Below are 26,698 nucleotides of genomic sequence, written 5' to 3' on the forward strand. Positions count from 1 at the left end.
TCGGCAACACCTGCGGTTTTCTGGATGTACGTCACAGTGGTAAAAGTAGTACCGGTTGTGCACATTCACTTTTTTGCCTGCTCGTGATGAGCAGTTTTTTATAGTCATTCAACAGATGGACGCGCCTTTGGCGCAGGAAAAGAAGCGTTTTGAAGAAATCCACCGCAGCACCTAAAACAGTCGTTCCGCTCTGGCGCCAGCAATTGCACTACCGGCTCAAGGAAGGTGCGTTGATCGCCATCGGCGCCTTGTGCCTGTTCCTGATGATGGCCTTGCTGACCTATGGCAAGGACGATCCGGGCTGGAGCCACAACAGCAAGATCGACGATGTGCAGAATTTCGGCGGTCCGGCCGGTTCCTACAGCGCTGACATCCTGTTCATGGTGCTGGGCTATTTCGCCTACATCTTTCCGCTTTTGCTGGCGATCAAGGCCTATCAGATTTTCCGTCAACGCCACGAGCCCTGGCAGTGGAGTGGCTGGCTGTTTTCCTGGCGCCTGATCGGCCTGGTGTTCCTGGTGCTGTCGGGCGCCGCGCTGGCCCATATCCATTTTCACGCACCCACCGGCCTGCCGGCCGGAGCGGGCGGTGCGCTGGGGGAAAGTCTTGGCGAGCTGGCCAAAAACGCCCTGAACATCCAGGGCAGTACGCTGCTGTTCATCGCCCTGTTCCTGTTCGGCCTGACGGTGTTCACCGATTTGTCATGGTTCAAGGTGATGGATGTCACCGGCAAGATCACCCTGGACCTGATCGAGCTGATCCAGGGAGCGATGAATCGCTGGTGGGCGGCGCGCACCGAGCGCAAGCAACTGGTGGCGCAACTGCGCGAGGTGGATGACCGCGTCCACGACGTGGTGGCCCCGACCGTCACGGACAAGCGCGAGCAGGCCAAGGTCAAGGAACGCCTGATCGAACGTGAACAGGCCCTGAGCAAGCACATGTCCGAGCGCGAGAAACAGGTGCCGCCGGTCATCACCATGGCTCCGGCCAAGGCGCCGGAGCAGAGCAAGCGCGTGCAGAAAGAGAAACAGGCGCCGCTGTTCGTCGACAGTGCAGTGGAAGGCACCTTGCCGCCGATCTCGATCCTGGATCCGGCCGAAAAGAAACAGCTCAACTATTCCCCCGAATCCCTGGCGGCCGTCGGTCACCTGCTGGAAATCAAGCTCAAGGAGTTCGGCGTCGAGGTTTCGGTGGATTCGATCCACCCGGGCCCGGTGATTACCCGTTACGAAATCCAGCCGGCCGCCGGCGTGAAGGTCAGCCGTATCGCCAACCTGGCCAAGGACCTGGCACGTTCTCTGGCCGTGACCAGCGTGCGGGTAGTGGAAGTGATTCCCGGCAAGACCACCGTGGGCATCGAGATTCCCAACGAAGACCGGCAGATCGTGCGCTTCTCCGAAGTGCTCTCCACCCCTGAATACGACAACCACAAGTCGCCGGTCACCCTCGCCCTGGGCCATGACATCGGCGGCAAGCCTGTCATCACTGACCTGGCGAAAATGCCGCACCTGCTGGTGGCCGGTACCACCGGTTCCGGTAAGTCGGTGGGTGTGAACGCGATGATCCTGTCGATCCTGTTCAAGTCCGGCCCGGAAGACGCCAAGCTGATCATGATCGACCCGAAAATGCTCGAGCTGTCGATCTATGAAGGCATTCCGCACCTGCTGTGCCCGGTGGTGACCGACATGAAGGACGCCGCCAACGCCCTGCGCTGGAGCGTTGCCGAGATGGAGCGCCGCTACAAGCTGATGGCAAAGATGGGCGTGCGTAACCTGTCGGGCTTCAATGCCAAGGTCAAGGAGGCCGAAGAGGCCGGTACGCCGTTGAGCGACCCGCTGTACCACCGCGAGAACATCCACGACGAAGCGCCGCTGCTGCACAAGCTGCCGACCATCGTGGTGGTGGTGGACGAATTCGCCGACATGATGATGATCGTCGGCAAAAAGGTCGAAGAACTGATCGCCCGGATCGCCCAGAAGGCCCGTGCCGCTGGTATCCACCTGATTCTCGCGACGCAGCGGCCGTCGGTGGACGTGATCACCGGCCTGATCAAGGCCAACATTCCGACCCGCATGGCGTTCCAGGTGTCGAGCAAGATCGACTCGCGGACCATCATCGACCAGGGTGGCGCCGAGCAGTTGCTGGGCCACGGTGACATGCTCTACATGCCGCCGGGCACCAGCCTGCCGATTCGTGTGCACGGTGCGTTCGTGTCCGACGATGAAGTGCACCGGGTCGTTGAAGCCTGGAAACTGCGTGGCGCCCCTGAATACAACGACGACATCCTCAATGGTGTCGAGGAGGCCGGCAGCGGCTTTGAGGGCAGCAGCGGTGGTGGCGATGACGATGCCGAAACCGATGCGCTCTATGACGAAGCGGTGCAGTTTGTCCTGGAAAGCCGCCGGGCCTCGATTTCCGCCGTTCAGCGCAAGCTCAAGATCGGCTACAACCGTGCCGCACGCATGATCGAGGCCATGGAAATGGCCGGGGTCGTGACGGCGATGAACACCAACGGTTCGCGCGAAGTACTGGCGCCGGGCCCGATGCGCGATTAATGACCTGAGCGGCCTGGCGACACGCCGCTCGACCTCCCACGACTTCAAGAGGACTCCCATGCGCCTGATTCGCATGTTGCTGTTGCCCGTACTGGCCCTGACCACCTTGTCGGCCCATGCCGATGAAAAGGACGTGGCCCGCCTGACCCAGTTGCTGGAACGTTCCCAGACCCTGACCGCTCGCTTCTCCCAACTGACCCTCGACGGCAGTGGTACCCAGTTGCAGGAAACCGCCGGTGAGATGGCCTTGCAGCGTCCGGGCCTGTTCTATTGGCACACCGATGCACCGGCTGAACAACTGATGGTTTCCGATGGCAAGAAAGTCTCGCTGTGGGACCCGGACCTGGAACAGGTCACCATCAAGACCCTGGACCAGCGCCTGACCCAGACCCCGGCGTTGCTGCTCTCCGGCGATGTTTCCAAGATCAGCCAGAGTTTCGACATCAGCTCCAAAGAGGCCGGTGGCGTGATTGACTTCACCCTCAAGCCCAAGACCCGGGACAGCCTGTTCGACAGCCTGCGCCTGTCATTTCGCAACGGTCTGGTCAACGACATGCAACTGATCGACAGTGTCGGTCAGCGTACCAATATCCTGTTCACCGGGGTCAAGGCCAACGAGCCGATCGCTGCGTCCAAGTTCAAGTTCGACATCCCCAAGGGTGCGGACGTGATCCAGGAGTAAACATAAAGCCCCTGTCGGAAATGGCCTGTGGGAGCAAGGCTTGTGGGAGCAAGGCTTGCCCGCGATTGCATCGCCTCGGTCTACCAGACGCACCGAGGTGTCTGTATCGCGGGCAAGCCTTGCTCCCACAGATGCTCCCACAGATCTGCTCCGGTAGAGAGGATCGGCACCAGGACCCAGCGGAGGTTGCATAAGTAGTGATGGACCTGTTTCGAAGCGCCCCGATTGCCCAGCCATTGGCCGCCCGCCTGCGCGCGACCAACCTGGATGAGTACGTCGGCCAGGAGCATGTGCTCGCTCGCGGCAAGCCTCTGCGCGAAGCGCTGGAGCAGGGCGCGCTGCATTCGATGATTTTCTGGGGCCCGCCGGGCGTGGGCAAGACCACCCTGGCGCGGCTGCTGGCCGAAGTCTCGGATGCCCATTTCGAGACGGTTTCGGCGGTGCTGGCCGGGGTCAAGGAAATCCGCCAGGCGGTGGAAGTCGCCAAGCAGCAGGCCGGGCAATACGGCAAGCGCACCATCCTGTTTGTCGATGAAGTGCACCGTTTCAACAAGTCGCAGCAGGACGCGTTCCTGCCCTACGTCGAAGACGGGACGCTGATCTTCATTGGCGCGACCACCGAAAACCCTTCGTTCGAACTCAATAACGCCTTGCTGTCCCGGGCGCGGGTCTATGTGCTCAAGAGCCTCGACGAGGCGGCGATGCGCAAGTTGGTGCACCGGGCGCTGACCGAGGAACGCGGCCTGGGCAAACGCCAGTTGAGCCTCAGCGACGAAGGCTTCCAGATCCTGTTTTCGGCCGCCGATGGCGATGGCCGGCGCTTGCTCAACCTGCTGGAAAACGCCTCGGACCTGGCCGAAGACAACAGCGAGATCGGCGTCGAACTGCTGCAAAGCTTGTTGGGCGACACCCGTAGACGCTTCGACAAAGGCGGTGAGGCGTTCTACGACCAGATTTCGGCGCTGCACAAATCCATACGCGGCTCCAACCCCGACGCGGCCTTGTACTGGTTCGCCAGAATGATCGACGGCGGTTGCGATCCGTTGTACCTGGCGCGTCGAGTGGTACGCATGGCCAGCGAAGACATCGGCAATGCCGATCCCCGCGCCCTGAGCCTGTGCCTGGCCGCCTGGGATGTGCAGGAGCGCCTCGGCAGCCCGGAAGGCGAACTCGCCGTGGCCCAGGCCATCACCTACCTGGCTTGCGCGCCAAAGAGCAATGCGGTGTACATGGGCTTCAAGGCCGCGATGCGCAGCGCCACCGAGCATGGCTCCCTGGAAGTGCCGCTGCACCTGCGCAACGCGCCGACCAAACTGATGAAGCAATTGGGCTATGGCGATGAATACCGTTACGCTCACGACGAACCGGACGCCTATGCCGCCGGTGAAGACTATTTTCCCGAAGAACTCGAACCCCAGCCGTTCTATCAGCCGGTGCCCCGTGGCCTTGAACTGAAGATCGGCGAGAAACTCAATCATTTGGCACAACTGGACCGTCTGAGTCCAAGGCAGCGGAGAAAACCTTGATCCCCTTGATCCTCGCAGTCTCTGCTGGTGGCGTTGCCGGCACGTTGTTGCGCTTTGCGACTGGCAATTGGGTCAACGCAAATTGGCCGCGGCACTTCTATACCGCCACGCTGGCCGTTAATATCGTGGGCTGTCTGCTGATCGGCGTTCTATACGGTCTGTTTTTGATTCGCCCCGAGGTGCCCATCGAGGTGCGCGCGGGGCTGTTGGTCGGCTTTCTTGGCGGCCTGACGACTTTTTCATCCTTTTCACTGGATACGGTGCGCCTGCTGGAAAGCGGGCAGGTGCCGCTGGCCCTGGGCTACGCGGCTATCAGCGTATTCGGCGGGCTGCTCGCCACCTGGGCTGGCCTGTCCCTGACCAAACTTTGATAACGAGAGACCGACATGCTCGATTCCAAACTGTTACGTAGCAACCTTCAGGACGTAGCGGACCGCCTGGCATCCCGTGGCTTCGCCCTGGACGTCGCGCGCATCGAAGCGCTGGAAGAACAGCGCAAGACCGTCCAGACCCGCACCGAAGCCCTGCAGGCTGAACGTAACGCGCGCTCCAAATCCATCGGTCAGGCCAAGCAGCGCGGCGAAGACATCGCACCGCTGATGGCCGATGTCGAGCGCATGGCGGGTGAGTTGAGTGCCGGCAAGGTCGAGCTGGACGCGATCCAGACCGAACTGGATTCGATCCTGCTGGGTATCCCCAACCTGCCGCATGAATCGGTCCCGGTCGGTGAAGATGAAGACGGCAACGTCGAAGTGCGCCGTTGGGGCACGCCCAAAGTCTTCGATTTCCCGGTGCAGGATCACGTCGCCCTGGGCGAGAAGTTCGGCTGGCTCGATTTCGAAACCGCCGCCAAGCTGTCGGGCGCCCGTTTTGCCTTGTTGCGCGGGCCGATTGCCCGTCTGCATCGCGCCCTGGCGCAGTTCATGATCAACCTGCACGTCACCGAGCACGGCTACGAAGAAGCCTACACGCCTTATCTGGTTCAGGCGCCAGCCTTGCAGGGCACTGGCCAGTTGCCGAAGTTCGAGGAAGACCTGTTCAAGATCAGCCGCGAAGGCGAGGCCGATCTGTACCTGATCCCTACCGCCGAAGTGTCGCTGACCAACATCGTCGCGGGCGAGATCGTCGACGCCAAGCAATTGCCCATCAAGTTCGTCGCCCACACACCGTGTTTCCGCAGTGAAGCCGGGGCATCGGGCCGTGACACCCGGGGCATGATCCGTCAGCATCAGTTCGACAAGGTCGAGATGGTGCAGATCGTCGAGCCCTCGGTGTCCATGCAAGCGCTGGAAAGCCTGACCGCCAACGCCGAGAAAGTCTTGCAACTGCTGGAGCTGCCGTATCGGACCCTGGCGCTGTGCACTGGCGACATGGGCTTCAGTGCGGTGAAGACTTACGACCTGGAAGTCTGGATCCCGAGCCAGGACAAGTACCGCGAGATTTCTTCGTGCTCCAACTGTGGCGATTTCCAGGCCCGCCGCATGCAGGCGCGTTTCCGCAACCCGGAAACCGGCAAGCCGGAACTGGTCCACACTCTCAATGGCTCCGGCCTGGCCGTGGGCCGCACCCTGGTGGCGGTACTGGAAAACTACCAGCAGGCCGACGGTTCGATCCGTGTGCCCGAGGTGTTGAAGCCCTACATGGGCGGCATCGAGGTCATCGGCTAAATGGACTATTTGCCACTGTTCCACAACCTGCGCGGCAGTCGCGTGCTGGTGGTCGGCGGCGGCGAGATTGCCTTGCGCAAGTCTCGCCTGTTGGCCGATGCCGGCGCGTTGTTGCGGGTGGTCGCACCCGATATCGAACCGCAGTTGCGGGAACTGGTCAGTGGCAGCGGCGGTGAATGCATCCTGCGTGGCTACGTGGAAGCGGACCTGGACGGCTGTGGCCTGATCATCGCCGCCACCGACGACGAATCGCTCAACGCCCAGGTGTCGGCCGACGCCCACAAGCGTTGCGTGCCGGTCAACGTGGTGGACGCACCGGCCCTGTGCAGCGTGATCTTCCCGGCGATTGTCGACCGCTCGCCGCTGGTGATCGCGGTGTCCAGCGGCGGCGATGCGCCGGTGCTGGCGCGGTTGATCCGGGCCAAGCTGGAAACCTGGATTCCTTCGACCTACGGGCAACTGGCCGGGCTGGCGGCGCGTTTTCGCAGCCAGGTCAAAGGGCTGTTCCCGGATGTGCAGCAACGCCGGGCGTTCTGGGAAGAGGTGTTCCAGGGGCCGATCGCTGACCGGCAGTTGGCCGGGCAGGGCGCCGAGGCCGAGCGCCTGTTGCGTGAAAAGATTGCAGGCCAGGCGCCGAATGCACCGGGTGAAGTCTATCTGGTGGGCGCAGGCCCTGGTGATCCGGACCTGCTGACCTTCCGCGCCTTGCGCCTGATGCAGCAGGCGGACGTGGTGCTTTACGACCGTCTGGTGGCTCCGGCGATCCTTGAGCTGTGCCGGCGTGACGCCGAGCGGATCTACGTCGGCAAGCGTCGCTCAGAGCACGCGGTGCCCCAGGAGCAGATCAACCAGCAGTTGGTCGATCTGGCCCGGCAAGGCAAGCGGGTGGTGCGATTGAAGGGCGGTGATCCGTTCATCTTCGGTCGTGGCGGTGAAGAAATCGAAGAATTGGCGGCCCATGGCATCCCGTTCCAGGTGGTTCCGGGCATCACCGCCGCCAGCGGCTGCGCGGCCTACGCCGGGATCCCGCTGACCCATCGCGATTATGCCCAGTCGGTGCGATTCATCACCGGTCATCTGAAGGACGGCACCAGTGACTTGCCGTGGGCGGACTTGGTGTCGCCGGCGCAGACGTTGGTGTTCTATATGGGGTTGGTGGGGCTGCCGATCATCTGCGACGAGTTGATCAAGCACGGTCGCGCGGCGGACACACCGGCGGCGCTGATCCAGCAGGGCACCACCTCCAACCAGCGGGTGTTTACCGGCACCTTGGCAGATTTGCCGAAACTGGTGGCTGAGCATGAGGTTCATGCACCGACCCTGGTGATCGTTGGGGAAGTGGTGCAACTGCGCGAGAAACTGGCTTGGTTTGAAGGGGCTCAGGGGCAGGTCTAGACAGACCGTGTCGCTCCAATCGCGAGCAGGCTCGCTCCCACAGTGATCGTGTACAACCGCAGATTCATGGTTGAACAACGATCACATGTGGGAGCGAGCCTGCTCGCGATTGGCCTTCAGAATCAACAAAGATCCTGGATCAGTTCTCAACCCCCCGCCAAATCCCTTTCCCACTCAACCGCTCCCGATCATGGGCAACCCTGAAGTCCTGCTCCGGCCCCTTGGGCACGATTCCGTTGGGGTTGATGGTCTTGTGGCTGCCGTAGTAATGGCGCTGGATATGGGTGAAGTCCACAGTCTCGGCAATCCCCGGCCACTGGTACAACTCCCGCAACCAGTTCGACAGGTTCGGATAATCCGCAATGCGCCGCAGGTTGCATTTGAAATGGCCGAAATACACTGCGTCAAAGCGGATGATGGTGGTGAACAGGCGGATATCGGCTTCGGTCAGGTATTCACCGGCCAGGTAGCGTCGGGTTTGCAGCAATGCTTCCAAGCGGTCCAGCTCAGTGAACAAACCATCGAACGCTTCTTCGTAGGCTGCCTGAGTGGTGGCGAACCCGGCGCGGTACACGCCATTGTTCACTGCCGGGTAAATGCGTTCGTTCAATGCATCGATATCGTGGCGCAGGTGCTCGGGGTAGAGGTCCAGGTCGTTTCCGGTCAAGCCGTCGAAGGCGCTGTTGAACATGCGGATGATTTCCGCTGATTCGTTGTTGACGATGCGTTGTTGCCGTTTGTCCCACAGCGCTGGCACGGTGACGCGACCGGTGTAGTGCGGCGTATCGGCGGTGTAGCGCTGGTGCAGGAAATCCAGGTGATCGAGTTTGTCGCCAGTGGAGCCATGGCGCTTGTCGAAGGTCCAGCCGTTTTCCAGCATCAGGTAGCTGACCACCGAGACATCGATCAGGTCTTGCAGGCCTTTGAGCTTGCGATAGATCAGCGTCCGGTGGGCCCAGGGGCAGGCCAGGGATACATACAAATGGTAGCGCCCGGACTCGGCGGCAAATCCGCTGTCGCCCGTGGGGCCGGCGCTGCCGTCGGCGGTGATCCAATGGCGGCGTTGCGCCTGTTCACGCTGGAAGGCGCCGTCCTTGCTTTCATACCACTGGTCCTGCCAGCGACCTTCGACTAACAAACCCATCTCGATCTCCTCTACCAATAAACGTTGGAGAGGAGTCTATTCCCATAGGTTCGAACAAAAAGCGCAAAGGTTGGGCGTTGATGATCGGTTAAATCGATCGATCCCGCGCGGCCCAGTATTGGCGGGCTTGCTCTAACGCGTCTTCCCGAGCCAGACCCAGGCCGCGCAAGGCCAGGGCCATGGTGGCGATCAGCGCCAGTTGCGGGTAGCTGTCTTCAACATCGCCTCGCCAGATGGCTTTGAGGTGCTCAGGGTCGAGGCTTTGCGGTTTGACGTGGCGCTGTTCGGCCAGTCGCGGCCATTCCTCATCCCAGCTCACACCGTCGCGGGTGCCATACAGGTGGCTGTCGGCGTCCGGGTTGATCTCGATCTCGCCACCGTCGCCCTTGATCACGATGGTGGTGTCTCCCAGCAAACCGCTGGCATCGCGGTGGACCGCCTGGTAGCCCGGATGGAAAATGCTTTGCAGCCCGCAACGGGCGCCCAGGGGGTTGAGGATCCGCGCCAGGGAATGGATCGGCGAACGCAAGCCCAGGGTGTTGCGCAGGTCGATCATCCGTTGCATCTGCGGTGCCCAGTCCACCAATGGCATGAAGGCCAGGCCACCGTCGTCCAGCGCTGCGCCAACTTGCTGCCAGTCGCGGCACAGAGGGATGTTCAGGAAGCCAAGCAGTTGCTCGGTGTAGAGCCGGCCCGCCGTATGCGCGCCGCCGCCATGCATGAAAATCCGCACACCGTTCTGCCCGAGGCATTTGGCCGCCAGCAGGTACCACGGTAAATGACGCTTCTTGCCGGCGTAGGTCGGCCAGTCCAGATCCACCGCCAACGCTGGGGTCTGCAGGCGCTCACGCAAGGCTTGGGTGAAACCGGCCATTTCTTCGGCGCTTTCTTCCTTGTGCCGCAATAGCATCAGGAAGGCGCCGAGTTGGGTGTCCTCAACCTGCTCGTCCAGCACCATGCCCATGGCTTGCCGCGCTTCTTCGCGGGTCAGGTCACGGGCGCCGCGCTTGCCTTTGCCGAGGATGCGCACGAATTGGGCGAACGGATGTTCGGCCGGGGTTTCAAGGGTCAGCGATGGGAAGTCGGTCATAAGCAGTTCGTCGGTTTGGGCAGGCCCGCCAGCTTGGCGGCGAGTTTGGCGGGGGTGCCTTTGAACAATCGGTTCAGGTGCAGGCTGTTGCCCTTGTCGGTGCCCAGTTTCAGCGCCGTGTACTTGATCAGCGGCCGGGTCGCGGGGGAGAGCTGGAATTCGTCGTAGAAGCCGCGCAGCAGTTCGAGGACTTCCCAGTGTTCGGGGCTCAACTGGATGTCTTCGGCGGCCGCCAGGGCTGTGGCGACTTCGGCCGACCAGTCATTGAGATCGGCCAGGTAGCCGTCCTTGTCCAGCGCAATGGCGCGTTGGCCCACGTTCAGCACGTTCATAACCAGGTGTTGACCTTGTCATGGTGGAGCGACAGCGCGACGAACGCCGGGTAGTCGATGGCCTCGGCCCATTGCGGAATGTCCAGGGCCCGGGCTTGTGCGTCTTCGCCAAGCACGAAAAGCTTCAGGCCTCTGCGCTGCAGTTCTGCAAACGGCACCGTGGCGGCTCGCAAGGCGTATGTCGCGTCGCCGCACAGCAGCAGTGCGTCCTGCTCGCCCAGTACCCGCAGGCAGCTGGCGAAGCGGCTATCGCCGAAGGGGGAATGAGACAACACATGCAAAGTCGACATCAGACGGTGATCACCTGGTCATAACGATCAATGAGCTCGGCGATCTGCGGCGCGCTGAGTATTTTCAGCTCGTCCAGCGCCAGGGCAGCGGTTGCGACGCCACGTTCGGCGGCACTGTCGGCGCAGACGTAGAGGTCCTCGACGCCAAACATGGGCAACGCCTGCAAGTTCGCGCTCAGGTCCTTTTGCTGGAGCGCCTTGGCGTTCTGGCCGTTGGCGAGCTGAAAGACGCCGTCGTCGAGGAACAGCAGGCCGATGGGCAGGTCGAACGCGCCGCCGGCCAGCACGATGTCCAGCGCTTCCCGGGCCCCGGGGCCCGACCAGGGAGCCTGGCGGCTGATGAGTAACAAGGATTTGGCCATTACGCGCCTCCGAAACAGATCAAGCGGTCGGCGTCCTGGATCGCATCGTGCAACTGGCCCAGGCCGGACAAGGCCCAGGGCGCACTGACGCTGACCGCCGAACGCTGGTAGCGCTGGGCCTCTTCATCGTTCAGCACGCCACGGCGCAACGCCGCTGCGATGCAAACCACGCCGTCGAGCTGGTTGTCGCTGACAAACGCGCGCCACTGTCGGGGCAGATCCTGTTCATCCTGGGGCGTTACGAGGCTGTCGGCAGCGTTATAGACGCCATCCTGATAGAAGAACAGCCGCACGATTTCATGTCCACCGGCCAGCGCGGCCTGGGCAAACAACAGGGCGCGGCGCGAGGAGGGCGCATGGGCGGCGGAAAACAACGCGATGGCAAACTTCATGACAGACCCGATCAGCAAAACTGCGGCCATGATAAAGCTTTATGGGCGCAGGGGCGATTGCCAGGGAAGGGGTGACTGCCACAGGAAGTGCTCAGCCTTGGCTTTTGAGACCATTCAACTCGCAATACTCCGCCCACTCCATCCCCGCCATCTGCGCCACCTCCTTGTGGACTTCCATGCGCTGGTTTTCATAGTCCTGGGTTGAGTTGGCGGTCAGTTGCAGGGTCAGTTCCCAAGCGAACAGGCCCTGGTGCTCAGCCTCGGCTTCGAATGCTTCATGCAAGCGCTCGGCGCGATACTGCGCGGCGGTCTCGCCCTTGGCCCGGGCCAGCAGCGGGTTGAGGTTGTCCAGCTCGACGCGCAGGTCGGGGCGTGCATCGAGAAATTTTTCCAGCGCTCGTTCGTGTTGCTGTTCGGTTGCCGCCATGGTCACTCCTTGGGTGCCGGGGGGTGTTTCTTGCTGGCCTTGGCCGCAGCGGCCAGGCATTCGAGGGCGAACTGTTCGGTGTAGGTCATCTGTATCGGCGTGGTTTCGCCCTTGACGGTGCGTTCGCCGTCGAGGATGTAGCGAATCCGCTTGTCGGTGACACCGATTCGCTTGGCGATCCAGGCCGGGGTCTGGCCGATCTGGCTGATCAGTTTGTCAGCGTATTCGGTGCTGGGTTTGTAGAACTCGGCATTGGGTGTCATGGGCTGTTCCGCGCGGGCAAGTGGCAATGGCGCGACAGGTTGCGCGAATCATCGCCCTGTGTCGCGTATAAATTTCAGTAAAGCAGCATGAAGGCCCAGGTCGCAGTGCTACAGTCGGTTTTTTTCTCTATGAGTGAACGCAATGCGAATGCTGATGGTGGCCGTGGCCGCAACGTTGCTGGTTGGCTGCGCGGGTTCGGCGATGAACCAGGCCCGTACTCAAGCACCCTATAAGACATTGACTTCGGACAAACCGCAGCAGGTGGTGGCCGTGTGTGTGCAGTTTTCCTGGCAGGACGAAGCTGTGTTTGGCGTCGATGCCGGTGCCTATCTGCAACCCGGCAAGACGGGTGGCATGACCGTGTACACCCGCTCGGCCGAGTCGTTTGTGGATCTGCAAACCAGCGCTTCCGGCACGGCGCTGAACTACTACGCCCGGCATGACGACTTTGTTGCCAAGCGTCGGTTGGCGGCGTTGGCGACTTGTCTGTAGACCACTTGCACTGCTATCGCGAGCAGGCTCGCTCCCACAGATTTTTGTGTCGTTTGCAGATCCTGTGAACACTCGCAACCCATATGGGAGCGAGCCTGCTCGCGATGAGGCCGGCACAGCCCACATCACCGCAGTTGACCCACCGCTATCGCGAGTAAGTCCACAAGAGCCTGTATTTCACTCGGTCTGGCTCAGGCGCTTCTGGAAGAAGAAGCGCTGGTGGCCCGGCGGGTAATCGTCGATCTGGCCGATTTCCGTGAAGCCGAGTTGCCTGTAGAACGCGGGCGCCTGGAAGTCGAAGGTGTCCAGCCACATGCCCACGCAGTTTTTCTCTCGGGCAAAGTCTTCGGCCATCTGCATCAACGTCGAACCGGTGCCCTGGCCACGGGCCTGTTCCGGCACCACCAGCAACTCGATATAAAACCATTGAAAGAACACTCGACCGTAGAGCCCGCCCACGGTTTCGCCGCTGTGTTCGTCGCGCACCAGCCAGGCGACCAACTCAGGCACCGTCCCGCCGGTCTTGGCCGTGTTGTAGGCGCGCAGCGGGACGAGGATCGCCTCGCGGTCTTCTGCGGTGGGGGTGTCCGTACGTTCGATTCGTAGCGTCATCGGCAATGTCCTTGTGCGGTGAGGGATGAGCCGCACGAGCCTATCCCAAACCTGGCTTTTGCGTCACCCAAGCGACGGCGAACAGGCGTACTACGCAAACCGGGCCATACTGCCTAGTGTTTTGAAGCGATCCGCGACAGGGAATGATCGCCAGGTTGTTAATCTGTTGTCGGGATCCAACACGTTTTGAAGAGGAACGTCATGAACACCGCATTGCTGATCATCGATGTCCAGAGCGCGCTGTGCAGCGGCCAAGAGGAGTGTTTCGACAGCCCACGCATGATCCGGACAATCAACGAGCTCAGCGCCAGGGCCAGGGCCGTCGGCTTGCCGGTGATCCTGATCCAGCACGAAGAGCTGGAGGGGTCGCTGACTTATGGTTCCAGCGCCTGGCAACTGGCCGATGGCCTGTTGACCGCACCGGATGACCTGCGAGTACGCAAGACCACGCCGGACGCCTTCTACCAGACCGACCTGCTGTCGCTGCTGCAAGCGCGGATGATTGATCGCGTGGTGATCTGCGGGTTGCAAACCGACTATTGCGTCAACGCCACCGTACGCCAGGCCCATGCCCTGGGTTATGACGTGGTGCTGGCCGCGGACGCCCATTCCACCGTGGACAACGGCAGCATGGCGGCCGAGCAGATCATTGCCAATCACAACAACCGGCTGGGACGCCTGAGCAGCGCGGTGTCGCGGATCGATGTGCTGCCGGCGGGGGAAATCCGTCTCTGATCGCGACACCCAAACCTGTGGCGAGGGAAACCGGACGATGGCATCGGATGCGTTGATCAGCGCCGCAGCACGAGCACTGGCGGCGGGGGATCCGGTGGCCGCGCTCAATCGCGTTTCCCTGCGTGACGATGCGCCGGCCTTGGCGCTTCGCGGCATTGCCATGGCGCAGCTGGGCGAGCTGGAGCGGGCCAGGGTGCTGATGCGGCGGGCGGCTCGGGCCTTCGGGCCCCGGGAGGCCGTGGCACAGGCGCGGTGCGTGGTGGCCGAAGGGGAGATCGCCCTGGCGTCCCGTGATCTGGCTTGGCCGGTGAAGCGCCTGGAGGCTGCGCGGGCGGTGCTTGAACGCCAGGGCGACCGGACGAACGTCGCCCACGCACGCTCAATCGAAATCCGCCGCTTACTGCTGCTAGGCCATCTCGACGAGGCCGAGGCGAGGCTGGTTGACCTTGACCCGGGCTGTCTTCCACCGCCGTCCAGAGCCGCTTGCGAACTGGTGGTGGCGGGCATCGCCATGCGGCGGTTACGAACGAAAACCGCACGGGCCGCACTTGAACGTGCCACCCAGGCTGCGCGACAAGCCGGCATTGGCGCGCTGACTGCCGAAGTCGAAAGCGCCTGGCGCGTCCTGCAGGCTCCGGCGGCGCGTCTGATTGCAGGGGGCGAGGAGCGCTTGCTGACCCTTGAGGAGGTTGAAGCACTCCTGTCCAGCGACGCGTTGGTGGTGGACGCATGTCGCAATGGCGTGAACAGGGCGAGCCTGCGGATCTCTCTTGCCAGGCGCCCGGTGTTGTTCACCCTCGCCAGGCAATTGGCTCAAGCCTGGCCTGCCGATGTGTCCAGGGAAACCCTCGTTGCCCAGGCCTTTGGCTTGAAACTGACGGATGATTCCCATCGCGCCCGACTGCGGGTCGAAGTCGGGCGCTTGCGGGTGGCGCTGCGCCCGCTGGCCGAGGTGACGGCGACCCGGCGTGGGTTTGCCCTAATGCCACGCAAGGGCGGCGAAGTGGTGGTGCTGGCGCGTCCTGTAGAAGAGCCCCACGCCGCAGTGCTGGCGTTGCTGGCCGATGGCCAATCCTGGTCCAGTTCCGCCCTGGCGCTGGCCCTGGATGCCAGCCAGCGCACCGTGCAACGGGCCCTCGACACGCTGGCCGCGTCCGGCAAGGTGCAGTCGGTCGGGCGTGGGCGGGCCTGTCGCTGGCTGGCGCCACCGTTGCCCGGATTCACGACGGTATTGTTACTCACCGCGCTGCTGCCCGATGGTTAGGATGCAGTCACACCCCAACGAGGAGGCTTGCAAGATGAAACATTCAGATGCGCAGATCCTGCGTGAATACGGCCCTTTTCCCGGCGTCGATTGCGTGCACGGTGTCAGTCATGACGGCGAGCTCGTCTGGTTCGCTTCCGGCGACAAGCTGCATGCACTCGATCCGGCCAGCGGCCAGATGTTGCGTTCGCTGGACGTTCCGGCAAACGCCGGAACGGCTTTTGACGGTAAGCACCTGTTCCAGATCGCCGGAGACACCATTCGCAAGATCGACCCGCGCAACGGCCAGGTACTGGCGACCATTGCGGCGCCCAATAGTGGTGATGATTCAGGACTGGCCTGGGCCGAAGGATCACTCTGGGTCGGCCAGTACAAGGCGCGCAAAATCCTCCAGATCGATCCCTCCACTGGCAAGATCCTGCGCACCCTCGAATCCAACCGCTTCGTCACGGGCGTGACCTGGGTCGACGGCGAACTCTGGCACGGCACCTGGGAAAACGATGAAAGCGATCTGCGGCGCATCGACCCGCAAACCGCAGAAGTGCTGGAAAGCGTGACCATGCCGCCGGGGATTGGCGTGTCGGGTCTTGAGTCAGACGGCGGCGAGCGGTTCTTTTGCGGCGGTGGCAATAGCGCGAAGGTGAGGGCGGTGCGTCGGCCGGCCTGAAGCGTGTGTGGGAGCAGCTTTTGCTCCCACACAGCGACGATGGATTCTTCAGTTCAGTTGCGTCCGGCGGCCTCGGTAACCGGCGCCTTGATGCGCTCGACCTTGCGATAAGTCAGCAACACGATGCCGGTGACCACAATCGCGCCGCCAATCACCTGGCCCGGGTTGAGCATCTGGTCCAGCACCAGCCAGCCGATCAGCAGGGTCGCCAGCGGTTCGATGTTCATCACCGGGGCGTTGCGCGGCATGTCCAGGCGGGGCACGGAAATGAACAGCACGATAAACCCGGTGCCATAGAGCACCACCAGGGTCGCCAGGGCAAACCAGCCGGTGCTGGTGGCCGGCAGGTCGAAGCCACCGGGAAGGGCGCCGGTCAGGCCGGCGAGGTTGACGCTGCTGAACACGATGAAAATGGTCAGCAGGCTGCGGACCGAACCGCGCACCTGGGACAGTTTGTGGTCGGTGATCCATAGCGCGCAGGCGAACACGCAGGCGGCACAGAAGGCCAGGCCCACGCCGAGCAACCACTGCGGGCCGACGCTGTCTTGCGACGACAGCCGGGCCGGTACTTCCAGCACGAACACCAGGCCAACCAGAATCATGCCCATCAACGCGGCAGTGCGCGCGGTCGGGCGTGGCCCGCCGAGCGCCCAGGTCAGCAACGCCAGGAGGATCGGAAAGACATTGCCCACCAACAGCGCCAGGGCGACCGGGACCCGAGCCACGGCGGAATACAGGCACAGACTCTGGGCGGCAATCAACAGCCCCAGAGCCAATTGCCAGCGCCAGACCCCCTGCGGCAGGCGCAGGTTCTGGCGTTGCCAGAGCACCATTGCGGCCAGCACCAGCAAGGTGCCGCCCGAGCGCAGCAGGATCGCCAGCAAGACCCCGGCACCGTCATCAAATGCTGCCCTGGCGGCGACATGGTTGCCGGCGAAGGCACATCCCATGCACAGCAGAACCAGCACGGCGAGGTGCCGAGGGAGCGGAGTGGGGGTGTCAGGTGCAGCCGTGGAGCGGGTCATGGCAGGGGGTCTCAAAGGCAGGCCGCCGAAGCAAGACGCTTCGGACCGGCTATTTTAGTTATAGGTTGTCGTACAACATGAAGTTGATTTGTACCGTATAGCGTTGCAAGAGACAAGTGCCCTATTTTGGCGCATGGCTGTTCATCCAAAACGCCTGCGCAGTGCAGCGCCAGCCTGCTCACGCGCCATGATGAATCACCTATCGCCCTGGGTTTGCTGTACAACAATGGAAGCGAGGCCGGCAGCCCATGCGTTGTTGCGACACTGACCCTCGATAATCCCTTTCTGCGGAGCAACCCATGCGCCTGGCTGATTTCATCCTCGACAATATCGAGCCGATTCTTCAGGCGTGGGAAGACTTCGCCAAAACCATCACACCCGCCTCCCATGGCATGGATTCGGTGGCTCTGCGCGATCACGCCGAGCAGATGCTGCGCACCATTGCCGCTGACCTGCGCACTTCGCAAACCGTCAAGGAGCAGATCGCCAAGTCCCAGGGCGATGCGCCGGCGGCAGAGGCTGAAACTGCAGCCGAAACCCATGCGGTCATTCGCCAGTCCTCGGGGTTTACGGTGGAGCAGATGGTTTCGGAATACCGGGCGCTGCGCACCAGCGTGCTGATGCTCTGGATGCCGCAGACCCAACTGGACCACGAGCAAGTGGTGTCCGACGTGATCCGCTTCAACGAGGCCGTAGACCAGGCCCTGGCGGAGTCCGTGGTCAGCTATTCGGGCGCCGTCGATGCGGGCCGCAATATCTTCCTCGGGATCCTGGGGCATGACTTGCGCAGCCCCCTGGGCGCGATCCTGCTGAGTTCCGAAGTGCTGCTGCGGGCAGGCGACCTGCCCGCCAAAGCCACCAAAATCTCCTCGCGCATCTACACCAGCGTCAAACGGGCCAACAAGATTGTCGGCGATCTGCTGGACTTTACCCGCACCCAACTGGGGGCGGGCATTCCGGTGCAGCGCTTCAACGGTGACCTGGTAGCGGCCTGCGAGGGCATGGTGGAAGAGGCGCGGGCCTATCATCCGGAAAGCAGAATCATCTTTGAAACGACGGGCGCCCTTGAAGGCCTGTTTGACCAGGCGCGTATGGAGCAAGTGTTCGCCAACCTGATTGGCAATGCCGTCCAGCATGGCAGCGAGGGTTCGCCGATTACTGTTTCATTGAGTACCGAAGAGGATACGGCGGTGATTGCCATCAACAACCAGGGCAAGCTTATCGAGAAGGACGCCATTGCCAGCATCTTCAACCCGATGGTCCGGCAATTGCGCAGCGGTGACATGCAGTATGGCTCTGCGGCTGGGCTCGGGCTGGGCCTGCACATCGCGTCCGCCATCGTATCCGCCCATAAGGGCACTATCGAGGTTCATTCCAAGGCCAGATCGGGCACCACCTTCACCGTACGGATCCCGCTCCACGCCAACTGAATTTTTTCTTGCACAGGGCAGAGCGCATACTTGTACGATGTCCTATCACGGAGTAAAACTGTCGTCGCCGTCCAATAATAATTAACGGAGACGCACGATGGATGCTTCGCAACCTGCAACGACTGCCCATCAGGGCCGCCGGGTATTCCTGAAAAAATCCTTGGTGGTTTCGGCCGCCGCCGCAACCCTGGGCAACCTGCCCGGGCTGACTCAGGCAGAGCCCTTGAGCCAGCGCTACCCTGACCCGCTGATCAAGATCCTCGACCCCAGCTTCATGGACCTGCGGCTGTTCAACGCCAGTGTTGAAAAGCTCGCCAGCGGCCTGCGCTGGGCGGAAGGGCCGGTGTGGGTCGGCGACGGTCGTTATTTGCTGGTCAGTGACATTCCCAACAACCGCATCATGCGCTGGGATGAAGTCACCGACAGCCTGTCGGTTTACCGCGAGAACTCCAACTTTTCCAACGGCCTGTGCCGCGATCGCCAAGGGCGCTTGCTGGTTTGCGAAGGCTCCACCACGTCGACTGAAGGCCGGCGCGTCACCCGCACCGAGCACAACGGCACCATCACCGTGCTGGCGGACAGTTTCGAGGGCAAGCCTTTCAACTCGCCCAACGACATCGTCTGCAAGCGCGACGGCTCTGTCTGGTTCACCGATCCACCGTTCCAGACCGGCAACAACTACGAAGGGCATAAAGTCGCCCCTGCCCAGCCCCACGCGGTGTATCGCATCGACGGTGAAACCGGCAAGGTCACGCGAGTGATCGACGACATGGCAGGGCCCAACGGCCTGTGCTTTTCGCCAGACGAGAAGATCCTCTACGTGGTCGAAGGCCGGGCCAAGCCGAACCGCCTGGTGTGGGCGATCACGGTCAAGGACGATGGCACCCTGGGCGAACGGCGCAAGCACATCGAAGGCTTGGATTACGCGGCCATCGATGGGCTCAAATGCGACGAGAGTGGCAACCTCTGGTGCGGGTGGGGCGGTAATGGCGATCCCAAGGCCGACCTGGAAAAGCTCGACGGTGTGCGAGTGTTCAACCCCGAGGGCAAGGCTATCGGCCACATCTCCCTGCCGGAGCGTTGCCCTAACGTCTGCTTCGGCGGACGGGAGGGTAATCGCCTGTTCATGGCCGGCAGCCACTCGTTGTATGCACTGTTTGTGAATACCCGTGGGGCGACGTTTGCCTGAGTGACTGACCTTCAGACCCTGGGTTTGATTGTGGTGAGGGGGGCAGTTGTGGGAGCAAGGCTTGCTCCCACAAAAAAACCTCGCCACAGAGTTCTGTTTGGACTAGGGGACCAGGGGACCTGGTTATCCGCAACTCCACAATTCCACCGTTGGCTGACTTGCCTTGGGCGGCCCGAGCCAGTGGCTCATCGGCTGGCAAGCCCCGTCGACGCACAACTGGTAATCACCCGCTTCGGGTGTTCGCCCCAGTTTCAGCGGTTGCAGGGGCGGCAACTGGCGCTGATAGTGCCAGCTGCCGTTTTTCAACCGGGCACCGTCCGGAACTTCCATGCCGGCGCCGTTGCCCTTGACCCTGGCTTCGCCCAGAACCAGGCCTTGTTCAGTCACGCGGTAATCTTCCTCCCAGCGGATTTTCTCGATGGTGTGATTCCACGCCAGGGTGAAATCCGTGACAGGAAGTTGGGCCCAGACCGCACCGGCCAGGCCCAGGCACAAACCGATCACGCCAAGGCCCGTCCGGTGCGCCGCGAGCGCCATACGTGTTGAAAGATCAGCAGAGCCCCCACCACGAAGCCGATCTCATCGGTCAGCGGCAGCGCCACGACCAGCAAAGCCCCGGCGGCAAAGCACATCAGGCGTTCCCAGATCGGCATTTTCTGTTGCAGGTAGCCGGTGGACGCCATGCCCCACAGCCCGACCGCCAGCATCGTCTTGATCAGCATGTAAGCGGTCATCCATAGGCTGTCGCCCTGGAGCATCAGCGCCGGGTTATAGACCGCCATGAATGGAATGACGAAACCGGCAAGGGCGATGCGCACCGCCCAGAAGCTGATTTTCAGCCCCGTTTCCCTGGCAATGGGCGCAGCGGCGAAGCAGGCCAGCGCGACCGGCGGCGTCAGGTCGGCGAGGATGCCGAAATAGAACACGAACATGTGCGACACGATCAGTGGCACGCCCAGTTCCAGCAGGGCGGGCGCGGCGATCGAACTGGTGATGATGTAATTGGGAATGGTCGGGATGCCCATGCCCAGCACCAGGCAGGTGAGCATGGTCAGGATCAGCGACAGCAGCAGGTTGTCCTTGCCGATGGCCAGGATGTAGCCGGCGAAGGTTGACGCCACACCGGTCAACGACACCACGCCGATGATGATCCCCACCAGGGCGCAGGCAATCCCCACCGGCACCGCATGCCGCGCGCCGTCCACCAGTGCGTGCAGGCAAACCGTCAGGGTTTCCCGCGCGCCTTTGATGAACCAGCAGATCGCCACCAACACCGCGATCACTGCGAATATGACGCCAATGCCTAACTGGAAAAAGCCCACGCACAAGATGCCCAGGGCGATCCAGAAAGCGCAGCGCATTGCAAAGCTCGACACCCGCAAAATGATCGCCGAACCGAGAATCACGATGGCGGTGAGTGCCAGTCCGACCATGCCGGAAAAGAGCGGCGTGCGACCGGAGAACAGCAGGTAGATCAGCACGGCGAGTGGGATCAGCAGGTACCAGTTCTCTTTGACGGCGCCCAGCGCGCTGGGGCATTGGTCTTTGGGCAAGCCCTTGAGGTTGGAGCGCTTGGCTTCCAGGTGAACCATCCAGAACACCGAGCCGAAGTACAGGCACGCGGGAATCAACGCTGCTTTGGCGATTTCAACAAATGGCACGTTGATAGTCTCGGCCATGATGAACGCCACGGCGCCCATGATCGGCGGCATCAACTGACTGCCCATGCTCGAGGTGGCTTCCACGCCGCCGGCAAACGCGGCCTTGTAGCCGAAGCGTTTCATCAGCGGGATGGTGAATTGCCCGGTGGTCACCACGTTGGCGATGCCCGAACCGGTAATGGTGCCCATCAAGGCAGAGGAGGCAACCGCCACTTTGGCCGGGCCGCCGAGCTTGTGGCCGAACAGGCCCATGGCAAAGTCGGTGAACAGCTTGATCATTCCGGCCTTTTCAAGAAAGGAACCGAACAGAATGAACAGGAAAATGTAGGTGGCCGATACGTAGGTGGGCGTGCCGTACAGGCCTTCGGTGCCGAAGGACAGTTGATTGACGATCTGATCGAAGCCGTAGCCGCGATGGGCCAGGTCGCCTGGCAGGTATTCTCCGAACAGCCCATAGGCCAGGAACAGCCCGCAAATCAGCGGCAGGGCAATCCCCATCACCCGTCGGGCCGCTTCGAACACCAGCACGATCAAAATGATACCGATGATGAGGTCCGTGGACGTCAGGTCACCGGAGCGCTGGATCAGGTCGGCTTCGAATACCCACTGATACACCGCCGTCGCCACGCCGGCCAGGGATAACAGCCATGCCAGGGGCTGCCAGGGGCGGCTTGCGCCATAGGCGGGGTAACTGAGGAACACCACCCACAACAGGAAACCCACGTGCACGGCACGCAGCACCTGGCTGGAAATGGGGGAGAAGGCGGCGGTGATGATCTGGAATACAGAAAACAGCAGGGCCACGTAGAACAGCGTCTTGGGCCAGTCTCGTGGGTCGGAGGGAAGACCGTGCTGAATTTCACTCATTAACTGAAAGCCTCTTGTCTACATCGAAGGGTGCGAACCAGGAGGGTGCAACGGCGATCATCGCCGCTGCACCGGGTCGGTCTACAGCGCGCCGACTTCCTTGTAGTAGCGCTCGGCACCGGGATGCAGCGGGATAGGCAGGTTCTTCGCGGCATTTTCCAGCTTGATGTCCTTGGCCGCCGAATGGGCGTTGCCCAGGCGGGTGAGGTTATCGAACATCAGCTTGGTCATCTGGTAGGCCACCTCGTCCGAGACGTCGCGCGGGTAACCAGGATGTTGGTGATGGCCACGGTCGGCACGGCTTCGGCCTGGCCGTCGTAGGTATTGGCCGGGATATTTGCGCTCTGGTAGGCCGGGTTGCCGATCTTCGCCACCACGTCTGCCGGGATCGACACGTAGTTGAGCGCCATGGTCGAGGCCAGGTCACGAATGGCCGCCATCCCAAGCCCGGAGGACTGGAGCGTGGCATCCAGTTGACGGTTCTTGATCAGGTCTACCGATTCGGCGAACGGCAGGTACTGGACCTTCATGTCGCTGTAGCTCAACCCTGCGGCCTTGAGGATGGCCCGCGCGTTGAGCTCGGTACCGGATTTGGCCGCCCCTACGGAGATGGATTTACCCTTGAGGTCGGCCAGGGTCTTGATCCCCGATTCCTGGCTGGCAACGATCTGGATGTAGTTGGGGTAGGCGCCGGCGATGGCCCGCAGTTTGGTCAGAGGGGCTTTGAAACCGGCATCTTCCACGCCGTTCTTGGCGTCCGCCACCGAGTCGCCCAGCGCCAGCGCCAGCTCACCGCGACCGGCCTGCAGCAGGTTGAGGTTTTCCACCGAGGCCTTGGTGGCCTGTACCGACGTCTTGGAGCCTTCGATCCCGTTGCTGTAAATCTGCGACAGGCCGACCCCGATCGGGTAATAAACCCCGCTGGTGCCCCCCGTCAGGATGTTGATGTACACCGGTGCTGCCTGGGCTGTGGTCGTGACCACCAGTGCTGCCGCGGCGGCCAGAAGGGTGAAGCGCTTGTTGACTCGCATGGGAAACTCTCCGTCTTGTTATGGCTTTATGCAGAGTAGTGCCACTGTAGTCGAAACGGACCGGCAGGTGGCGAGTCAATAGCGCATCAAAAGGTGACGGGCGTCGTTTTTTTCAAGCATCTTTGTTAAACGCCGGGCCTGGCGCAGCGCTGCTGCCGCGCACGGTCAACTCGAACGGCAGCACGACATGCCGTTCGGCAAGCGGTGTTTTCTCGATCAGGGCGATCAGCATTTGCACCGCCCGCTGGCCGAAGGTTTCGGCAGGTTGTGAGAGAGTGGTCAGCGGCGGATCACAGTAGGCGGCGAAAGGAATGTCATCAAAACCCACCAGTGAAATGTCCTCGGGCACCCGCAACCCCATTTGCTTGATGCGCTTGAGCGCGCCAATGGCCATCTCGTCGTTTTCACAAAACAGCGCGCTGGGGCGCTCGGCCAGCTCCAGCATCGCGCCGGCCCCGTCGTAACCGGCCTTCAACGTGAAGTCGCCGTGACAGATCAGGCCAGGGTCTGCGGCGATACCGGCTTGGTGCAGTGCATCCTGATAACCGGCTACGCGGTCCAGGGTCAGGGGACTGCTTCGGGGCCCTTTGATGATGCCGATGCGCCGGTGGCCGAGCCCGATCAGGTGTTCGGTCATGGCCTGGGCGGCGGCCCGGTTGTCGAGGCTGATGGTCGGGTAGGGGGCGCCTTTGACCACTTCGCAGGCGTTGACCAGCGGCAAGGATTCGGCGCCCGCGGGAAGCGATTCGAAAGGGTTGCTCGCGCGCAACTGGATCACCCCGTCGGCTTGGTGCGCGTAGACGAGGGCGGCAAATTCGCGCTCGATTTCTTCTCGACCCTGGGTGTCGCACAACAGCAGTCGATAACCGGCCGCCTGCGCAGCCTGTTGGGCCCCGCTGATGACCCGGGCGAAAAAGGTGTTGGCGATGGTCGGGACCAGAATCACCAGGTTGCCGGTTCGCCGGGAGCGAAACTGCACGGCCATCAGGTTGGGCCGATAACCGGCCTGTTCCACCGCCGCGTTAACCTTGTCGCGAGTCTGGGGCAGTACCCGTTCGGGAGATTTCAGCGTTCTGGAAACCGTGGCCACCGAAACTCCGGCCAGCCGGGCCACTTCACGGATATTGGACAAAATCACCTCGATTCGGCGCCAGGAATGCCGGCACGGTTGGGGAGCTTACCGCAGGTTGCGCGTCGCACAAATGCTCATGCATGTGCCAACGGGTTTGACATGCCGCAAAACTGAGCCTAGATTTCCGCCATGATGTAACCGGTTACATCGTCATCAGTCCCAGCATAAGAGAGTCGCGATGAATCCTGTAGCAGCCAAAATAAGAATGGGCTTTGTCGGCGGTGGAGAGGGCGCTTTCATCGGCCAGGCCCACCGTCAGGCCGCGGGTCTGGACGGTGGTTTTGAACTGGTGTGCGGTGCGTTCAGCCGTGATGCGCACAACAATCAGCAGACCGGCGCGGCCCTGGGGCTGGCCGCGTCCCGTTGCTACAGCGATTGGCAAGGCATGCTCGACAGCGAAGCGGCGCTGCCGGCCCACTTGCGCATGGAACTGCTGGTCATCGTCACTCCCAATCATCTGCACGCCCCCATCGCCAACCAGGCGCTGCAGGCGGGTTTTCATGTGTTCAGTGAAAAGCCCGCCGCTATGAACCTGCGTGAGTTGCTGGCCCTCAAGCAAGTGCTTCAAAGCAGCGGCCGGCTCTACGGCCTGGCTCACACCTACCTGGGTTATCCGATGGTCTGGCAGGCCCGAGAGATGGTGCGTACCGGCGTGATCGGTGCGGTGCGCAAAGTGCTGGTCGAATACCCCCAGGGCTGGCTCAGTCAGGACGTCGCCGGGCAAGGCAACAAACAGGCCGGTTGGCGCGACGATCCTCAACAGTCAGGGTTGGGTGGTTGCATTGGCGACATCGGCACCCATGCGTTTTCCCTGGCAGAGTTCGTCGCCGACCAACCCATCGAGCAGATATGCGCGGCGTTGGGCACTCACATCCCGGGTCGGCAACTGGACGACGACGCGGTGATGCTGTTGCGCATGGCCGGTGGTGCCAGCGGCGTGCTGATTGCCAGTCAGGTCTGCGCAGGTGAAGAGAACCCGCTGAAAATCCGCCTGTATGGCGATAAGGGTGGATTGGAATGGCGCCAGGAAGAACCGGCCAGCCTGATCCATCGTCCCATCGACCAACCCCTGCGAGTCTTGCGGTCCGGTGTGGGCCAGCCCTGGCTGTGTAAGGCCGCCCGCCAACGGATGCGGCTGCCGGCCGGGCATCCTGAAGGTTATCTGGAAGCCATGGCCAACCTCTATGGCGATTTTGCCCGTGCCATACGGGCCGCCGCGCCAGGGCCAGACGCCCCCGGCGTACCCGGCATCGAAACCGGTCTGCGGGGCATGGCCTTTATCGAAGCGGCCATCGCCAACCATCGCGGCGATACCAAGTGGACCGCACTGGCCTGCACACAATGAATCAGGAGAGCCCCGCCGTGAAACCCGTTGCCCAAACACCGACAGGCCTGCGTGGCCCAGGTATTTTCCTGGCGCAGTTCATGTCCGCCGACGCGCCTTTCGACACCCTGGCGAACATCGCTCAATGGGCGGCCGCACAAGGTTACAAGGCCATCCAGCTGCCGACGTCGGGCACGCAATACATCGACCTGGCCCGCGCCGCCGAGAGCCAGGAATACTGCGACGAACTCAAGGCCATTTGCGCCCAGGCCGGTGTCCAGATCAGTGAGTTGTCGACGCACCTGCAAGGCCAGTTGGTGGCGGTGCATCCGGCGTTCGACGCACTGTTCGACGACTTCGCCCCGGCCCATCTGCGCGGTCAGCCCCAGGCGCGGACCGAATGGGCGATAGAGCAATTGAAGCTCGCCGCCCGCGCCAGCCAGCGACTGGGCCTCACCGCCCATGCGACGTTTTCCGGTGCGCTGTTGTGGCCGTACCTGTACCCGTGGCCGCAACGTCCGTCTGGCCTGGTGGAGCAGGGATTCGCCGAACTGGCCCGACGCTGGTTGCCCATTCTGGACTGCTTCGACGCAGCCGGCGTGGACCTGTGCTACGAAATCCATCCGGGTGAAGACCTGCACGACGGCGCCTCGTTCGAACGCTTTCTGCAGGCCGTCGATCATCACCCTCGGGCAGCGATTCTCTACGACCCCAGCCATCTGCTCCTGCAGCAGATGGACTACCTGGGCTTCATCGATCGCTATCACGAGCGCATCCGCATGTTCCACGTCAAGGACGCCGAGTTCCGGCCCGACGCCCGTTCCGGCGTGTACGGCGGCTATCAGGGCTGGGTTGATCGTCCTGGGCGGTTCCGTTCGCTGGGCGATGGCCAGATCGATTTCAAATCGATCTTCAGCAAACTCACCCAATACGATTTCAGCGGCTGGGCGGTGTTGGAGTGGGAGTGTTGCCTGAAGGACTCACAACAGGGTGCTGCAGAAGGCGCGGCGTTCATTGAGCGACACATGATCAGCAAGACCCGAAAGGCGTTTGACGATTTTGCCGGGGTAACGGCCGATGAATATTCCAACCGGCGGTTATTGGGCCTTTTGAGGTAACCGGCCCAACCCAAAACCCTATGGC

General features: G+C 62.2%; 27 protein-coding genes and 1 pseudogene. 14 read left to right on the forward strand and 14 right to left on the reverse strand.

Annotation, left to right across the window (positions count from 1 at the left end; translation table 11 throughout):
* Window positions 1-149 precede the first annotated feature (149 nt).
* The 6 genes from PSH91_RS10315 (at window position 150) to cysG (ending at window position 7,825) form a co-directional block, all read left to right on the forward strand.
* Complete coding sequence (locus PSH91_RS10315; RefSeq protein ID WP_076385477.1) at window positions 150-2,555, forward strand: DNA translocase FtsK; 2,406 nt, start codon at window positions 150-152, stop codon at window positions 2,553-2,555.
* 58 nt (window positions 2,556-2,613) lie between these two features.
* Window positions 2,614-3,237, forward strand: a complete 624-nt coding sequence (gene lolA / locus PSH91_RS10320) for an outer membrane lipoprotein chaperone LolA (protein ID WP_047227717.1) — start codon at window positions 2,614-2,616, stop codon at window positions 3,235-3,237.
* A gap of 200 nt (window positions 3,238-3,437) precedes the next feature.
* Window positions 3,438-4,763 (forward strand): replication-associated recombination protein A, encoded by a 1,326-nt coding sequence (locus PSH91_RS10325; protein WP_047227716.1) that lies wholly within the window; start codon window positions 3,438-3,440, stop codon window positions 4,761-4,763.
* Window positions 4,760-5,134, forward strand: a complete 375-nt coding sequence (gene crcB / locus PSH91_RS10330) for a fluoride efflux transporter CrcB (RefSeq protein ID WP_047227715.1) — start codon at window positions 4,760-4,762, stop codon at window positions 5,132-5,134. Before PSH91_RS10325 ends, crcB begins: the two co-directional genes overlap by 4 nt.
* Window positions 5,135-5,149: 15 nt before the next feature.
* The gene (gene serS / locus PSH91_RS10335) at window positions 5,150-6,430 is read left to right on the forward strand and encodes a serine--tRNA ligase (protein ID WP_047227714.1); all 1,281 of its coding nucleotides are present in this window, start codon (window positions 5,150-5,152) and stop codon (window positions 6,428-6,430) included.
* Window positions 6,431-7,825, forward strand: coding sequence for a siroheme synthase CysG (cysG, locus tag PSH91_RS10340; protein ID WP_076385475.1), 1,395 nt, complete (start codon window positions 6,431-6,433; stop codon window positions 7,823-7,825).
* 139 nt (window positions 7,826-7,964) lie between these two features.
* Here the strand turns inward: cysG and PSH91_RS10345 are convergent, their stop codons facing one another.
* The 8 genes from PSH91_RS10345 to PSH91_RS10380 all read right to left on the reverse strand — a co-directional run bounded on the left by PSH91_RS10345 (window position 7,965) and on the right by PSH91_RS10380 (window position 12,125).
* Complete coding sequence (locus tag PSH91_RS10345) at window positions 7,965-8,969, reverse strand: glutathione S-transferase family protein (protein WP_076385473.1); 1,005 nt, start codon at window positions 8,967-8,969, stop codon at window positions 7,965-7,967.
* 88 nt (window positions 8,970-9,057) lie between these two features.
* A complete protein-coding gene (locus tag PSH91_RS10350; RefSeq protein WP_305468108.1) occupies window positions 9,058-10,059 on the reverse strand; it encodes a glycosyl transferase family protein in 1,002 nt (333 codons plus the stop codon).
* The gene (locus PSH91_RS10355; protein ID WP_047227710.1) at window positions 10,056-10,391 is read right to left on the reverse strand and encodes a TusE/DsrC/DsvC family sulfur relay protein; all 336 of its coding nucleotides are present in this window, start codon (window positions 10,389-10,391) and stop codon (window positions 10,056-10,058) included. The genes PSH91_RS10350 and PSH91_RS10355 overlap by 4 nt, the downstream gene beginning before the upstream one ends.
* Entirely contained in the window at window positions 10,388-10,681 is a 294-nt protein-coding gene (gene tusB / locus PSH91_RS10360; protein WP_107322303.1) for a sulfurtransferase complex subunit TusB, read from the reverse strand. The genes PSH91_RS10355 and tusB overlap by 4 nt, the downstream gene beginning before the upstream one ends.
* Entirely contained in the window at window positions 10,681-11,043 is a 363-nt protein-coding gene (gene tusC / locus PSH91_RS10365) for a sulfurtransferase complex subunit TusC (RefSeq protein WP_305468110.1), read from the reverse strand. The genes tusB and tusC overlap by 1 nt, the downstream gene beginning before the upstream one ends.
* On the reverse strand, window positions 11,043-11,435 hold the full coding sequence (gene tusD, locus PSH91_RS10370; protein WP_047227753.1) for a sulfurtransferase complex subunit TusD: 393 nt from the start codon (window positions 11,433-11,435) through the stop codon (window positions 11,043-11,045). Before tusD ends, tusC begins: the two co-directional genes overlap by 1 nt.
* Before the next feature lie 91 nt (window positions 11,436-11,526).
* Entirely contained in the window at window positions 11,527-11,862 is a 336-nt protein-coding gene (locus PSH91_RS10375; protein ID WP_305468111.1) for a DUF6388 family protein, read from the reverse strand.
* 2 nt (window positions 11,863-11,864) lie between these two features.
* Window positions 11,865-12,125, reverse strand: coding sequence for a hypothetical protein (locus PSH91_RS10380; protein ID WP_274091058.1), 261 nt, complete (start codon window positions 12,123-12,125; stop codon window positions 11,865-11,867).
* Window positions 12,126-12,267: 142 nt separating this feature from the next.
* On the opposite strand from PSH91_RS10380, the gene PSH91_RS10385 reads away from it, so the two are divergent.
* Window positions 12,268-12,618: a hypothetical protein gene (locus tag PSH91_RS10385; protein ID WP_305468113.1), complete on the forward strand. Its 351-nt coding sequence runs from the start codon at window positions 12,268-12,270 to the stop codon at window positions 12,616-12,618.
* A 177-nt stretch (window positions 12,619-12,795) separates the two neighbouring features.
* Here PSH91_RS10385 and PSH91_RS10390 read toward each other — a convergent pair whose 3' ends face one another.
* On the reverse strand, window positions 12,796-13,230 hold the full coding sequence (locus tag PSH91_RS10390) for an N-acetyltransferase (protein ID WP_076385461.1): 435 nt from the start codon (window positions 13,228-13,230) through the stop codon (window positions 12,796-12,798).
* A 201-nt stretch (window positions 13,231-13,431) separates the two neighbouring features.
* Here PSH91_RS10390 and PSH91_RS10395 point away from each other — a divergent pair, with 201 nt between their 5' ends.
* The 3 genes from PSH91_RS10395 to PSH91_RS10405 are packed head-to-tail and all read left to right on the forward strand — an operon-like array spanning window position 13,432 to window position 15,896.
* Window positions 13,432-13,965: a cysteine hydrolase family protein gene (locus PSH91_RS10395; protein ID WP_076385459.1), complete on the forward strand. Its 534-nt coding sequence runs from the start codon at window positions 13,432-13,434 to the stop codon at window positions 13,963-13,965.
* A 37-nt stretch (window positions 13,966-14,002) separates the two neighbouring features.
* Window positions 14,003-15,229 (forward strand): helix-turn-helix domain-containing protein, encoded by a 1,227-nt coding sequence (locus PSH91_RS10400; protein ID WP_173407109.1) that lies wholly within the window; start codon window positions 14,003-14,005, stop codon window positions 15,227-15,229.
* 34 nt (window positions 15,230-15,263) lie between these two features.
* Window positions 15,264-15,896: a DUF5074 domain-containing protein gene (locus PSH91_RS10405; RefSeq protein WP_160892929.1), complete on the forward strand. Its 633-nt coding sequence runs from the start codon at window positions 15,264-15,266 to the stop codon at window positions 15,894-15,896.
* A 53-nt stretch (window positions 15,897-15,949) separates the two neighbouring features.
* Here PSH91_RS10405 and PSH91_RS10410 read toward each other — a convergent pair whose 3' ends face one another.
* Window positions 15,950-16,921: a DMT family transporter gene (locus tag PSH91_RS10410; RefSeq protein WP_370695178.1), complete on the reverse strand. Its 972-nt coding sequence runs from the start codon at window positions 16,919-16,921 to the stop codon at window positions 15,950-15,952.
* Between the two features lie 299 nt (window positions 16,922-17,220).
* On the opposite strand from PSH91_RS10410, the gene PSH91_RS10415 reads away from it, so the two are divergent.
* Both PSH91_RS10415 and PSH91_RS10420 read left to right on the forward strand, forming a co-directional pair.
* Complete coding sequence (locus PSH91_RS10415) at window positions 17,221-18,351, forward strand: sensor histidine kinase KdpD (RefSeq protein ID WP_047227699.1); 1,131 nt, start codon at window positions 17,221-17,223, stop codon at window positions 18,349-18,351.
* Window positions 18,352-18,448: 97 nt separating this feature from the next.
* Window positions 18,449-19,540: an SMP-30/gluconolactonase/LRE family protein gene (locus tag PSH91_RS10420; RefSeq protein ID WP_047227698.1), complete on the forward strand. Its 1,092-nt coding sequence runs from the start codon at window positions 18,449-18,451 to the stop codon at window positions 19,538-19,540.
* A gap of 123 nt (window positions 19,541-19,663) precedes the next feature.
* Here the strand turns inward: PSH91_RS10420 and PSH91_RS10425 are convergent, their stop codons facing one another.
* The 4 genes and pseudogenes from PSH91_RS10425 to PSH91_RS10440 form a co-directional block, all read right to left on the reverse strand.
* Window positions 19,664-20,044, reverse strand: coding sequence for a DUF1850 domain-containing protein (locus tag PSH91_RS10425; protein ID WP_107322309.1), 381 nt, complete (start codon window positions 20,042-20,044; stop codon window positions 19,664-19,666).
* A complete protein-coding gene (locus tag PSH91_RS10430) occupies window positions 20,041-22,068 on the reverse strand; it encodes a TRAP transporter permease (protein ID WP_047227697.1) in 2,028 nt (675 codons plus the stop codon). Before PSH91_RS10430 ends, PSH91_RS10425 begins: the two co-directional genes overlap by 4 nt.
* 81 nt (window positions 22,069-22,149) lie before the next feature.
* Window positions 22,150-23,099, reverse strand: a pseudogene (locus tag PSH91_RS10435) (TAXI family TRAP transporter solute-binding subunit).
* A 112-nt stretch (window positions 23,100-23,211) separates the two neighbouring features.
* Entirely contained in the window at window positions 23,212-24,231 is a 1,020-nt protein-coding gene (locus PSH91_RS10440; RefSeq protein ID WP_047227695.1) for a LacI family DNA-binding transcriptional regulator, read from the reverse strand.
* A gap of 178 nt (window positions 24,232-24,409) precedes the next feature.
* Here PSH91_RS10440 and PSH91_RS10445 point away from each other — a divergent pair, with 178 nt between their 5' ends.
* Both PSH91_RS10445 and PSH91_RS10450 read left to right on the forward strand, forming a co-directional pair.
* Window positions 24,410-25,576 (forward strand): Gfo/Idh/MocA family protein, encoded by a 1,167-nt coding sequence (locus PSH91_RS10445; protein WP_305468116.1) that lies wholly within the window; start codon window positions 24,410-24,412, stop codon window positions 25,574-25,576.
* Window positions 25,573-26,673 (forward strand): sugar phosphate isomerase/epimerase family protein, encoded by a 1,101-nt coding sequence (locus PSH91_RS10450; protein WP_370695179.1) that lies wholly within the window; start codon window positions 25,573-25,575, stop codon window positions 26,671-26,673. The genes PSH91_RS10445 and PSH91_RS10450 overlap by 4 nt, the downstream gene beginning before the upstream one ends.
* Window positions 26,674-26,698: the final 25 nt, after the last annotated feature.

This window comes from Pseudomonas sp. FP1154, from assembly GCF_030687245.1.
Lineage (GTDB): Bacteria > Pseudomonadota > Gammaproteobacteria > Pseudomonadales > Pseudomonadaceae > Aquipseudomonas > Aquipseudomonas rhizophila.